Here is an 11174-nt window from a genome sequence, read left to right as displayed (position 1 = left end):
CTCCATGCCCCGGCCCGCTACGGAGAAGTGAACGCCGTGCGCACCGCGCTGGTGGACCTGCTCACGCGCCTCCATGAAGCCCTGGACCAGTCGCGCCGCTTCGCCGCCAACGCCGCGCATGAGCTGCGCACGCCCCTGACCACGCTGCGGGCGGAGCTGGAGCTCCAGGCGGAGACCCCACAGCCCCAGGACACCGCGCTGGCGCTGGAGCGAATGCTCCGGACGGTGACGTCGCTGGGGGTGCTGGTGGAGCGGCTGATGGTGCTGGCGGAGGGAACCCAGGGCGAGCTCGCGCTCTCCGAGCCGGTGAGCCTGTCGGACCTCGTGGAGGACGTCGTGCGCGCCCTGCCCGAAGGCGAGCAGCGCCGCATCGACGTCGACGCCGGGACCCGGGGCATCATCCCGGGAGATGGCCACCTGCTGCGACAGCTCGTCGACAACGCGGTGGAGAACGCGCTCAAGTTCTCCAACGGCGGGCGCGTCCGCGTGTCCCTCCAGCAGACGGGGGACGCCATTCTCCTCGACGTGCTCGACGAGGGACCGGGCATCGCGCCCGAGGACTCGATGCGCGTCTTCGAACCCTTCTACCGCACGCCGAGCGCCCGCGCCGGGAAGCAGGGCCATGGCATTGGCCTGTCCCTGGTAGCGCTCGTCGCCCGAGCCCACCGGGCCCACGCGGAGTTCCTCCCCTCACCGCGGGGAGCCCACCTGCGGTTGTCATTCCCCCGGGCCACCGGGCCGGGCTGCTAGGAATCCCATCGTGTCCATCCTCATCGTCGAAGACGAACTGCGGGTCCGCGCCTTCATCTCCCGGGGCCTCACGGAAGAGGGCTTCCGCGTGCGCGAGTGCGTGGACGGCGTGCACGCCCAGGAGCTGATGCGCCACGAGCGCTTCGCGCTCATCATCCTGGACTGGATGCTGCCCGGCATGTCCGGACTGGACGTGCTGCGGGCGCTGCGCGCGAAGCAGGACATGACGCCCATCCTCATGCTCACCGCGAAGGACGCGGTCGCGGACCGCATCAGCGCGCTCAATGCCGGCGCGGACGACTACCTCATCAAGCCCTTCGCCTTCGATGAGCTGCTGGCGCGCCTCCGCGCCATCCTCCGCCGCGTCGACAACCGCGCCACGCCCCTGCTGAGCCACGCGGACCTGACCATGGACCCCACCACGCGGAAGGTGGTCCGGGCCGGCGTGGAGATTCCGCTGACCGCGCGGGAGTACGCGCTGCTGCAATTCCTGCTCGAGCACGCGGGCGAGGTCCTGTCCCGGACCCGCATCGTGCAGGCTGTGTGGGAGCACGACTTCGAGACCTTCTCCAACGTCGTGGAGGTCTACATCCGCTACCTCCGGGCCAAGGTGGACACGCCCTTCCCCACCAAGCTCATCCACACCGTGCGCGGCGTGGGCTACGTGCTCCGGAGCCGCGCATGAGGCGCCCGCGTTCGCTCCGCGCCCAGCTGACCTACTTCTTCGCCGGCTCCGTCCTGGGGACCACGCTCCTCTACGGCGTGCTGGTGACGGTGGTGCTGGCCACCAGCGAGTACTTCCAGCACGCCGAGAACCCCAGCCTGTGGTTGCACGAGGGAATCTTCGACGAAGCGCTGCAGGCACTGGGCGCCATCGTCTTCAGCATGCCCATCGCGGTGGTGGGGTCCATCGTGATGGGCGGCGCGCTGGCTCGCAAGGCGCTGGCGCCGCTGCGTGAAGCCCGTGACCGGGTCCGTGCCGCGCGGGCCTCGGAGCTGGACCTGTGCCTTCCCGACCGGGGAACCGGTGACGAGTGGGACACGTTGGCGGGGACCCTGAACGAGCTCCTCTCGGACGCCCGCGCGTCGCTCGTGCGCATCCGCTCCTTCACCTCCGACGCGGCGCACGAGCTGCGCACGCCGCTCACCATCATCATGGGCGAGACAGAGGTCAGCCTGCGCAGGGAGAGGACGCCGGAGGAGTATCGCCGCACGCTGGCCATCGTGCTCGATGAAACCCGCCAGCTCAGCCTCCTGGTGGACGCGCTGCTCCAGTTGGCGCGCGCGGATGCCGGCACCCAGGTCATCACCCTGGAGCCCGTGGAGCTGCACGCCCTGGCACGGCAGTCCCTTCAGCGCACGGAGCAGTTGCTGGCGGCGCAGTCCCGGAGCTTGACGCTGGAGCTGACGGGCGACCCCACGCAGGTCCGGGGCAATCCGGTCCTGTTGAGCCACGTGCTGGACAACCTGCTCTCCAATGCGTGCCGCTACGCTCGCGAGCGCATCCGCCTGGAGCTGGAAGCGACGGACACCGGCGTCCGCGTCACCGTGGGGGATGACGGCAAGGGGGTGGACGCCGGCTTCGAGGCCCGGCTCTTCCAGCGCTTCGCCCGGGCGGACGCATCGCGGCAGGGCGAGGGCACCGGCCTGGGGCTCGCGGTGTCGCGGACCATCGCCGAGGCGCATGGCGGCACGCTCGACTACTCGAGGGTCGACGGCGAAAGCCGTTTCATCTTGCGCCTCCCGAAGCCGGAAGTGTCTGACGGGCCGCCACTTCCGGCCGAGCATGCCAGCGCTGACATGTCCACAGCCTGAAGGTCGTCACCGGCCGCTCGCCGCGGTGCACCGTCACGGAGGGCAGCTCACGCACCGCCGCGCAATGCGCGTCCAGCCTCGCCGCCGCGTCGCGCAGCGGCTGGCGCAGGTCCGCGACGATGAGGGCGTCCGCGCCGGGTCGCACCCGGTCCAGCCAGAAGCCATACGCCAGCCCGTCGCCGCCCAGCGCGGAGTCGGACTGGGTCTCCGGGTGGTCGGGCAGGTAGTACGCCAGCTCGCTCGCCGTCTTGTAGCCCCAGCCCACCACCATCGGCGCGGGGGGGCCGGCCGCCTCGCGGTGCCGTTGCACGGCTTCGGCCAGCTCATGCCAGCCGCTCACCAGGTTGTCGCGCTCACGAAAGGGAATCCACGGGCAGAGCGGCATCAGATACATGCCGGTCATCAGCACCGCGCCCACGGCCACGCTCAACGCCGCGTAGCCGCGCACGACCCGGTGCTCGCGCAACGCCCATGCGCCCGCGGCGGCGGCCACCATCACGCCCAGGTACGCGGGGGCCACCCAGTTCATCTTCACCCAGTGCAGGGGGCTCACCAGGGTGAACAGGGCGAGTCCCGGCACGCTGGCGAAGGCCAGCAGCCGCGCGCGGTCATCTCCCCTCCACGCCTGGCGCACGAGGACGCCCGCGGTCAGCAGCAGCGCCAGGTAGAGCAGCGGTCCCACGGCCACCGCCTGAAGTCCCAGATAGCGGCCCACGAGGTATCCATGGAAGCCATCCACCGTCCGGGCGCGGCCGGTGGTCTGGAACGCGAAGGAGGCCCAGGCATGCGCGTGGTTCCAGAGCAGCACCGGTGAGAACACCGCGAACATGAGGAGACACGCGGCGTAGGGATGCAGGGTGCGCAGGGCCTCTCGGCCCCGCCGTGTCACCAGCGCCGTGCCCAGCACCTGGAGCGGCAGCAGCGCGGCGGTGTACTTCGACAGCAGCGCGCCCCCGCAGAACACGCCCAGCAGATACCAGCGCCAGCCCAGGCGCCCGGGGCCCTGTCCATCCGGCAGCACCAATTCACAGAGCACGCGCAGCGCTGCGGCCCAGAACAGCACGAGCGGGACATCCGGCGTCATCACCACCGCCCCCAGGCCGAAGAGGACCGTGGCGTTCGCGGCGACCGCCGTCAGCACCCCGACCGCGGGCGAGTACAATCGCTTGCCGAGTGAATACAGGACACCGCCAAGCATCGCCGAGGACAGGATGGCGGGCAGGCGCAGCGCGAGCTGCGAGTCCCCCAGGAGCCGGACGGACAATGCCATCCACCAGGCGCACATCGGAGGATGGTCCAGATAGGACAGGTCCAGGTGGCGCGTGTATTGCCAGTAATAGGCCTCCTGCGGTGCCAGCTCCACCTGTCCCGCGTAGAGCAGCCGCACGAGCACGAGCATCAGGGTCGCCCCCAGGCCCCATGGCCACCCACGGGGATGGGCGGCTCCTCCGGGCGTGCTCGGCATCTGGCGTCCTTTCGCCCCGATGGCACCCGGACAACCATGCTCCGAGGCACGGGGACGTATTGACTCATGCCTGACACGGCGGGCTGTGTCCGCGAGCCAATGCATCCCTGAGAGACTTTTCATCGCCACCTCATCTTCGGCGTGGAATCCACGCGCGGTTGTCAGCGAATGAGAATGCCCTCATCCCCAACCCCATGCGGATCTCATCGGTGTTCACCAAGATGCGACCCATGCATGAAGTGGAGTTCAAGAGCGTCGTGGACGACCTGGCGCTGCGCCGCCGGCACGTCGAGGGCGCGGGCGGACGACTGCGCTTCGCGGGGACGATGATGGATCGGTACTACACGCTCGACACACGTCCAGACAGCGGAGCCGGACGGCTGCGGGTCCGCACCTACCAGGCACCGGCGGGCGGCTGGACGGAGTTGACGTGAAAGGGCAGCGCCCGTCTGGAGCGTGGCTACAAGGTGCGCGAGGAGTTGAACACCCGGGTGGAGGATGAAACGACGCTGCGGGAGATCCTCGAGCGCACGGGTTTCGCGATGAGCGAGTACATCACTCGGGAGATCGCCTGGTACGTGTTCGGCGGCGCCAGCGTGCGCCTCGAGCAGTTCCCACGAATGGACCTGCTCGTCGAAGTGGAAGGCGCCCCCGAGGCCATTGAGCACGCCATCCAGGCCACGCGGATTTCCCGCGAGCAGTTCACCACCGAGCCGTTGAAGGAATTCCTCCGCCGCTTCGAGACGCGGACCGGCACGAAGGCCTTGCTGGAGCAAGCCGCGCCTGACGTCAGCGATTCCGCCGCCACCCGGTTCCCCAGAGCGTGTCCGCTTGACGGAGTGGACTGACTGCTCCTCGGCAGGCGGGCGCTGGTCCTCGACGTCCGCCTTGTGCCACGGCTGATGGTTGAGCCGCGGGTCTCGGTTCGGGTCGTTCGACGTCGCGGAGTCGCCGTAGCCCTTCTGCGCGCCCTCTCCCAGCGCGTGCCAGCGGGGCGTCCACCGGTTTCCGTGAGCGCCGCGAGGCGGTCAGCCAACCCAAGCGCATGGGACCGGTGAATTACGAGGGGAAGGAGTGGCCGCGTGGCGAGCACGGGGGATTGCAGCAGCGTCGTACGGAGCACAGCTTTGGCTTGGCACTTGAAGTCTCGCGGCGTTTCGAAAGGGGTTTGCCATGGCAGAAGAGTTGAAGTTGTCCGCAAGAGCAGTCGCTAGACTGCTTGCCCAAATCCTTGGTCCTTCCTACTCGGACGGTCCTCGCTACGGGACAGGCGTTCTTGCTCGTCAGTTCGAGCGTGTTCGCGGGCCCCTTCCCGACCCTTGGCGCGAAATGGTTGGAGAAGTGGAATTGAACCCACAGCCACTTCCCCCAAAGTGGCGCTATGCGATCACGCTCTCGGATGCCCACATCCAGGAGATTCTAAGTCTTTCGCGTCTCGGAGCTCTGCTTGGCGGAGAAGCTGCCAGCAGGACGCTGAAGCAGTCCCTGCGAATCGTTCAGGACATCGAGGATCTGTGTCCCCCTCTGTGGCCGAAGCTGCCCAAGGTTTGGGGTTGGCCGCCCCCCCCACCCCCAGACTGGAGCGACAAGATGGGCCAGGTCGAACTGTTCATCTTTGGCACGCGAATCGTTGCAGCGGCAGAGTTGGTTGAGCAGCCGGAGTTGCGCACGGCGATGGCTGCTTGTGGAGGGAAGGCAATGGATAAGAGTCTGACGAGTCTGCGCGAGTAGTTCAGCCCGCGTTCCCGGACCCCCGCGGGAATGAAGGCGCATCCTCCGCGCTGCATCCCTTTCGTCCCTGCCAGGCGTTGGGCGCGGCGACCGGTTCAGAACGCGACGCCGGCCGCGACCCGGTAACTCGAGGAGAATCCCAGCTGCGGCCGGCGCGAGCCGAGCGCGGTCTTGACGGGGTTCGGCTCGAAGCTGGAATCCAGGTCCCCGCCCGTCGAGACGACGTAGCCCACGCCCACGCCCAGGGACAGCACGAGCCGGTTCCAGAACAGAAGCGTGTAGCCCACGTCGAGCCCCTGGTGCAGCGTGAAGATCGTACTGCCCCCGTCGGAGCCCACGTCGAACCCCACGGCGCTCGCGCCCACCTTCCAACCGATGAAGAGCCCCGCCGGGGCATTCCCGAAGAGGTGGTAGTGGGCGCCCACGTCGAGCCCCGCCATCCTGAGTTTCCGGTCGCCCGTCTCCTGCCAGTACATGGGCTCGAGCGTAAACGACCAGGAGGGGGAGAGTGCCTGCGCGTACTCCAGGTGGAACATCACCTCGAACGCGAGCGACAACGGATGGAGCATCAGCAGCCGGTGCGGCGTGCCCGTGTCCCAGGTCGTGGCGGAGCCGTCGAGCCCCTTGGACACGATGGAGGAGAAGCTCGCCGGAACCATCTGCTCTTCGTCCAGGAGGAGCGACTGCGCTGCCTGGACGCTGAACTCGCGCACGGCCGGGCGGTCCGGATCCTTGCGCACCAACAGGTAGCGTCCCGGACGCAGGGACATCCTCACCTGCCGCTTGCCCTCGGGTAGCTCGACGACGCTCTTCCCCGTCGAGCCGAGCACCACCTCCAGCGGCCCCCAGCGCTGGAGCAGCATGACGATGCTTCCGCCCGTGTCCACGTGCGTGAGGGCCAGGTCCTCGCGCCCCCGGAGGTTCATGTCGAAGCTGGGGTGCTGCAAGCGCTCCGCGAACACCGCCGTGTCGCGGATGGTGAGCTGCTTCGCGTAGGTGAAGGCCTCGACGAGCGACACCTCGCCATCCCCGGCGACATCGGCGGCGCCGCGCAGCCCCGCCACCAGATGGTGGGTGAAGAACGAGCCCTCCAGGGCCTCCGTCTCGTGCGCATTCTCCAGGCCGGAGCTGGAGGCGATGAGCACCGAACCCGTGCTCTGCACGCGCAGGGGCACCTCCAACGCGAAGGGTGCCTCCGCGTGAAGCCCCTTGGCCTGGGTCCACCCGCCGCCACGGCACGCATCGATGATGCCCACCCGCACCGTGGCATCAGGGCTCTCGATGCGCTGCTTCAGCGCGGTGAACAGGAGCGGAGCGCCCTGGGGATACAGGGCCTGCTGGTCCGCATGGCCCGAGTAGTAGAACAGCAGCAGCGTGTCCCCGGGCGCCGAGCGCAGGCTCGCGAGCTGCTGGTCGAGCGCCGCGAGAATCGCCTCGGGAGCGGGATCCAGCAACAGCACGACGTCCTCCGCGCGGAACTCCCCCACCTGGGAGAGGACATCCGCCACCCGCCGTGCGTCGTCGTGCGCATAACGCAGGGCGGCCCGGCCGAGCACGGCCGCGTTGGAGCCCACGATGACGGCCATCCTCCTCGACGCGGGCGGAGTGGCACGCTCCTCCCCGGCCCGGGCCGTGGCGGCCATCAGCCACGAGACCATGACGAGGAGGCACGCACGGGTGAATCCACTCATGGCGGAGGGCTCTTGGGGAGGCGCAACTCGGTGGTCCAGAGCTTCGCGGTCCGGGGCGCTTCGGAGAAGAGCGCCTCGGCCTGGGACGCGGACAGCGGCTCCCCACTGAACAGGATGCGCAGGGTCTCCTCGCCGCCGGCCCCGTCCACCCGCCAGCTCGTGGGCAGCGCCGTGTCCCGCTCCGAGGAGAGCGGGCCCTCGAAGAGCACCGTCCACCCCGCCGGCCCCTCCGGCGCGCGCGCGGCCACCGTCACGTACCGGTGCGCCCCGGAAGAGACCTGCAGCCGGATGCGGTCCTCCGGCGCGAGCGGCGTCCGCCCATCCCAGAGGAAGACCCGGTCGCCGCGCTTGATGTGGACGGCGACAGAGGGTGCGCCCTTGGGGCCCTGGTACTCCGTCTCCTCCGCGCCCCGGGTCCTCGGGACGAACAGGAGGACCAGACACCCCAGCGCGGCGGTGGCCAGCAGGGGCAAGCCCCAGCGCATCCATTCCAGCCGCCTCGTCGCACGGAGCGGCTCGGTCCCGAGCGCCCGCGCCCACGCGGGCACGGGTTCCGGCCGCGTCACGCGCTCGAGGTAGGCACCACACTCGGCGCAGGTCTCAAGGTGTCGCGCGAGCGACGGGCTGGGGGAGCCGAGCGCCGCGCGGTCCAGCTCGATGAAGGAAGGATGCCGCGGGGTCGTCGTCATGGTCCCAGCGTCCTTCTCAGGTGCTCCACCTGCGCATCGAGCCGCTGGAGGAGCCTGCGCACCGTGCGCTCGGACACCTGGAGCACCTCGGCGATCTCCTGCTGCGTCAGTCCATCCAGCCGGTTCATCAAGGCGGCCTCCAGTGCGTCCGCGGGCAGGTGCCGCGCATAGGCTTCCAGTTCCTGGCGCCGCCGCAGCGTGGCCTCCGCGGAGCGTTCATCCATCAGCTCCCCCGAGGAACGCGGCGGCGTGCTCCGGCGCTGACGGAGCCGGTCCACGGCCAGGTTCGTGCTGGTCCGGTAGATCCACGCGGTCGCATGGCGGGCGTCCTTCGCCCGGAGCCCCGTCCTCCACATCCGGATGAAGGTCTCCTGCGCGACGTCCTCCGCTTCGTCGGAGTCCCCCAGCATCCGGCGGCACTTCTCCCGGATGAGCGGAAAGTAGCGGAGGTAGGCGCTCTGGAGGTCGGTGTCCAAGGCTCTTGGGAAGCGCAGGAAAGGGTTTCTGGAGGAAACGAACCGGGGCCCGGAAAGCGGACAGGGAAATCACATGCGGATTTCCGGGCCGAAGCCTGGCCGGTGGAGAGCACCTGCAACGTTATCCTGGCAGAGGGAGGGATTCATGTCTCGATTGTCATTCCGCCTGAGCGGGTGGGCCTTCACGGTGGGGCTGCTGCTCGCGTCCCCTGCCGCGCTGGCCGAGGAGCCTGCGAAGGCCGCTGCCGAGGCACCGCGGAAGGGACAGGTCCGGGGCACGGTGCGCGCCCGGGGCACCCGCCGTCCCCTGGCCGATGCCGCCGTCCAGGTATGGGGGATGCCGGACGTGGTGCTGCCGGACGCGGAGGGACACTTCGAGCTCCAGCTCCCAGCGGGCACCCACGCCGTCGAGGTGCGTGCCCCGGGCCACAAGCCCGCCTCGTTCCTGGAGACCGTCACCGCGGGCCAGCAGGTCCAGGTCATCTACCGGCTCGACCCCTTGGAGGTGAGCCCGTTCGAGACGGTGGTGCGGGAGGAGCGGCCGCGCACCGAGGTGACGCGCATCAGCCTGCAGGGGCCGGAGCTCCGCGAGGTGCCCGGGACACAGGGGGATCCGTTCCGCGTCATCATGGTGATGCCGGGCGTGGCGAGCCTCGCCTCCGGCCTCGGCTATCCCGTGGTGCGGGGCGGCCAGCCGGCGTCCACGGGCTTCTTCGTCGACGGGGTCCGCCTCCCGATGCTCTACCACCTGATGGTCGGGCCGGCCGTGGTGCAGCCCGAGTTCATCGACTCCCTCGACTTCTTTCCCGGGCCGCCGCCCGTCCAGTACGGGCGGCAGCTCGGCGGCACCATCGAGGCCCGCCTCTCCCGCCCGCGAGAGGACCGGCTCCATGCCTCGGCCACCCTGGACTTCATCAACAGCGCCGCGTTCCTGGAGGTGCCCCTCGCGTCCACGGGCACCAGCATCAGCGTGGGCGGCCGGATGAGCTACTCGGGACTGCTGAGCACCCTGCTGGTGAACACGCTCTCCGCGCCGGGCACCAAGTCCCTCAGCGCCAGGTTCTGGGACTACCAGGCCCGCGTCGAGCAGCAGGTGGGGCGCGGGCGGGTGCGCCTGCTGGCCCTCGGGAGCTCCGATGTCCTGGCCTCGTACGCGCCGGAGGTGGCGGAACCGCTCCCGGAGGGCCTCCCCCCGGAGGTCACGAATGGCGGTGGAGGCCTCACCCGCTTCCACCGGGTGGACCTCCGCGGCCTCCACCCCCTGGCTGGCGGAGAGCTGGAGGTGGGCCTCGCGGTGGGCGCGGACGCGGTGGGCATCTTCTCCGAACGAGGCCCGCCCCGCGTCAGGCTGGGAGAGCTCACCCTGCGTCAGGAAAGCCTCGCGGGGCGCCTCCGGTGGACGCGAGCGCTGGGCTCGACGCTGCGGCTCACCGCGGGCGCGGACGTGGAGCAGCGGCGGGGGACCGTCGTCGCCACCGGAAGCGAGGCCCCCGCCGGCTCCGAGTACCTCTCCGAGGATGATCCGCTCACCCGCCCCACGTCGGATGCGCGCATGAGCGGCGCCTACGCGGAGCTGCAATGGCACCCGACCGCGCGCTGGACGGTCGTCCCCGGAGTGCGCGCGGATGTCTATCAATTGCTTGGGGAAGCCACCCACACGGCGTTCGAGCCCCGGCTGACGGTGCGCCATGCCCTCACGGAGGCCCTGGTCCTCAAGGGGGGCGCGGGCCTGTTCCACCAGGCCCCCACCGTGCTGCTCCCGCTTCCGGTGATGGACCTGTCCGGCCTCAGGTACGGCCTGCAGGAAGCAATGCAGTTCGACGTGGGAGCCGAGTGGCGGCCCCACACCGCGTGGGAGCTGAGCACCGACATCTTCTACAATCCCATGCGTCGCACGGTGGAGTTCAGCCTTCAGCAACTCATCGACCTCCGGCGCCGGGGCGGAGTCGCGGCGGCGGACCCGGCCGGGAGCGGCGAGGCCTTTGGACTCGAGCTGATGGCGCGCCATGCGCCTGCCGGTGACTGGTTTGGCTGGGCGTCCTACAGCTTCCTCCAGAGCCGGCGCCGGGTGCGCATTGAACGCTACGACGACCAGAACAGGATGACGGGCACCTCGTGGGCCACCGTGCCCTTCGCCTTCGAGCAGGCGCACGTCTTCAACGCGGCCATCAGCCGCAAGGTGGGCAGCGGCTACACCCTGGGGGCCGTGGTGCACTTCAACACGGGCCGCCCCGAAACGGGGGAGCTCACGCCCCAGCCCATGCGTCAATCCACTGACAGCGAGGGCAACCCCCGGTGGGTGCGGCGCGAGCGGAGCCAGCCCGGGCGCCTGCCCTCCTTCTGGCGCGTGGATCTGCGCGCCGCCAGGACGTGGACCCTGGACGACCTCATGCTCGAGCTGTCCTTCGACCTGCTCAACGCCTCCTTCCAGAAGGAGGTCTTCTTCTACGAATACACCTCCGAGCAGCCTTCCCCGGACGCACCCGCCACCCTCGTGCGCAAGGCACGGGGCTTCCCCGTCTTCTTCCCCATGCTCGGGCTGAAAGGAAGCTACTGA

Annotated in this window: 11 protein-coding genes; 7 read left to right on the top strand and 4 right to left on the bottom strand. The window is 69.7% G+C overall.

The window, feature by feature from the left end:
• The 3 genes from D7Y11_RS22980 to D7Y11_RS22970 all read left to right on the top strand — a co-directional run.
• Positions 1-750, top strand: a 750-nt coding sequence (locus tag D7Y11_RS22980) for a sensor histidine kinase KdpD (RefSeq protein WP_148139225.1), incomplete at its 5' end; no start/stop codon positions are given.
• 10 nt (positions 751-760) lie between these two features.
• A complete protein-coding gene (locus D7Y11_RS22975; protein ID WP_120574862.1) occupies positions 761-1435 on the top strand; it encodes a response regulator transcription factor in 675 nt (224 codons plus the stop codon).
• Positions 1432-2565, top strand: a complete 1134-nt coding sequence (locus D7Y11_RS22970; protein ID WP_120574863.1) for a sensor histidine kinase KdpD — start codon at positions 1432-1434, stop codon at positions 2563-2565. The genes D7Y11_RS22975 and D7Y11_RS22970 overlap by 4 nt, the downstream gene beginning before the upstream one ends.
• Here D7Y11_RS22970 and D7Y11_RS22965 read toward each other — a convergent pair.
• A complete protein-coding gene (locus D7Y11_RS22965) occupies positions 2480-3964 on the bottom strand; it encodes a glycosyltransferase family 39 protein (protein WP_158641986.1) in 1485 nt (494 codons plus the stop codon). The genes D7Y11_RS22970 and D7Y11_RS22965 overlap by 86 nt on opposite strands.
• Before the next feature lie 296 nt (positions 3965-4260).
• Here D7Y11_RS22965 and D7Y11_RS22960 point away from each other — a divergent pair, with 296 nt between their 5' ends.
• The 3 genes from D7Y11_RS22960 (at position 4261) to D7Y11_RS43380 (ending at position 5761) form a co-directional block, all read left to right on the top strand.
• Complete coding sequence (locus D7Y11_RS22960; protein WP_126934782.1) at positions 4261-4464, top strand: hypothetical protein; 204 nt, start codon at positions 4261-4263, stop codon at positions 4462-4464.
• Positions 4465-4497: 33 nt separating this feature from the next.
• On the top strand, positions 4498-4878 hold the full coding sequence (locus D7Y11_RS22955; protein WP_126934781.1) for a hypothetical protein: 381 nt from the start codon (positions 4498-4500) through the stop codon (positions 4876-4878).
• Between the two features lie 742 nt (positions 4879-5620).
• Entirely contained in the window at positions 5621-5761 is a 141-nt protein-coding gene (locus D7Y11_RS43380; RefSeq protein ID WP_158641985.1) for a hypothetical protein, read from the top strand.
• 95 nt (positions 5762-5856) lie between these two features.
• On the opposite strand, the gene D7Y11_RS22950 is transcribed toward D7Y11_RS43380, so the two are convergent.
• The 3 genes from D7Y11_RS22950 to D7Y11_RS22940 are packed head-to-tail and all read right to left on the bottom strand — an operon-like array spanning position 5857 to position 8617.
• Positions 5857-7452, bottom strand: a complete 1596-nt coding sequence (locus D7Y11_RS22950) for a caspase family protein (RefSeq protein ID WP_126934780.1) — start codon at positions 7450-7452, stop codon at positions 5857-5859.
• Positions 7449-8141, bottom strand: a complete 693-nt coding sequence (locus tag D7Y11_RS22945; RefSeq protein ID WP_126934779.1) for a hypothetical protein — start codon at positions 8139-8141, stop codon at positions 7449-7451. The genes D7Y11_RS22950 and D7Y11_RS22945 overlap by 4 nt, the downstream gene beginning before the upstream one ends.
• Positions 8138-8617 (bottom strand): RNA polymerase sigma factor, encoded by a 480-nt coding sequence (locus D7Y11_RS22940; RefSeq protein ID WP_158624299.1) that lies wholly within the window; start codon positions 8615-8617, stop codon positions 8138-8140. The genes D7Y11_RS22945 and D7Y11_RS22940 overlap by 4 nt, the downstream gene beginning before the upstream one ends.
• 145 nt (positions 8618-8762) lie before the next feature.
• Between D7Y11_RS22940 and D7Y11_RS22935 the strand changes: the two genes are divergently transcribed.
• A complete protein-coding gene (locus tag D7Y11_RS22935) occupies positions 8763-11174 on the top strand; it encodes a TonB-dependent receptor (RefSeq protein WP_158641984.1) in 2412 nt (803 codons plus the stop codon).

The organism is Corallococcus sp. AB018 (genome assembly GCF_003986945.1).
Lineage (GTDB): Bacteria > Myxococcota > Myxococcia > Myxococcales > Myxococcaceae > Corallococcus > Corallococcus exiguus.
Note: the sequence above shows the minus strand (reverse complement) of the source record. Positions and strands in the feature narration are given on the sequence as shown.

Bases quoted from the DNA above. Each gene is read 5' to 3' on its own strand.
- D7Y11_RS22935 (WP_158641984.1), top strand. From the start codon at position 8,763: ATGTCTCGATTGTCATTCCGCCTGAGCGGGTGGGCCTTCACGGTGGGG.
- D7Y11_RS43380 (WP_158641985.1), top strand. From the start codon at position 5,621: ATGGGCCAGGTCGAACTGTTCATCTTTGGCACGCGAATCGTTGCAGCG.
- D7Y11_RS22950 (WP_126934780.1), bottom strand. From the start codon at position 7,452: ATGAGTGGATTCACCCGTGCGTGCCTCCTCGTCATGGTCTCGTGGCTG.
- D7Y11_RS22960 (WP_126934782.1), top strand. From the start codon at position 4,261: ATGCATGAAGTGGAGTTCAAGAGCGTCGTGGACGACCTGGCGCTGCGC.
- D7Y11_RS22970 (WP_120574863.1), top strand. From the start codon at position 1,432: ATGAGGCGCCCGCGTTCGCTCCGCGCCCAGCTGACCTACTTCTTCGCC.
- D7Y11_RS22965 (WP_158641986.1), bottom strand. From the start codon at position 3,964: ATGCTCGTGCTCGTGCGGCTGCTCTACGCGGGACAGGTGGAGCTGGCA.
- D7Y11_RS22945 (WP_126934779.1), bottom strand. From the start codon at position 8,141: ATGACGACGACCCCGCGGCATCCTTCCTTCATCGAGCTGGACCGCGCG.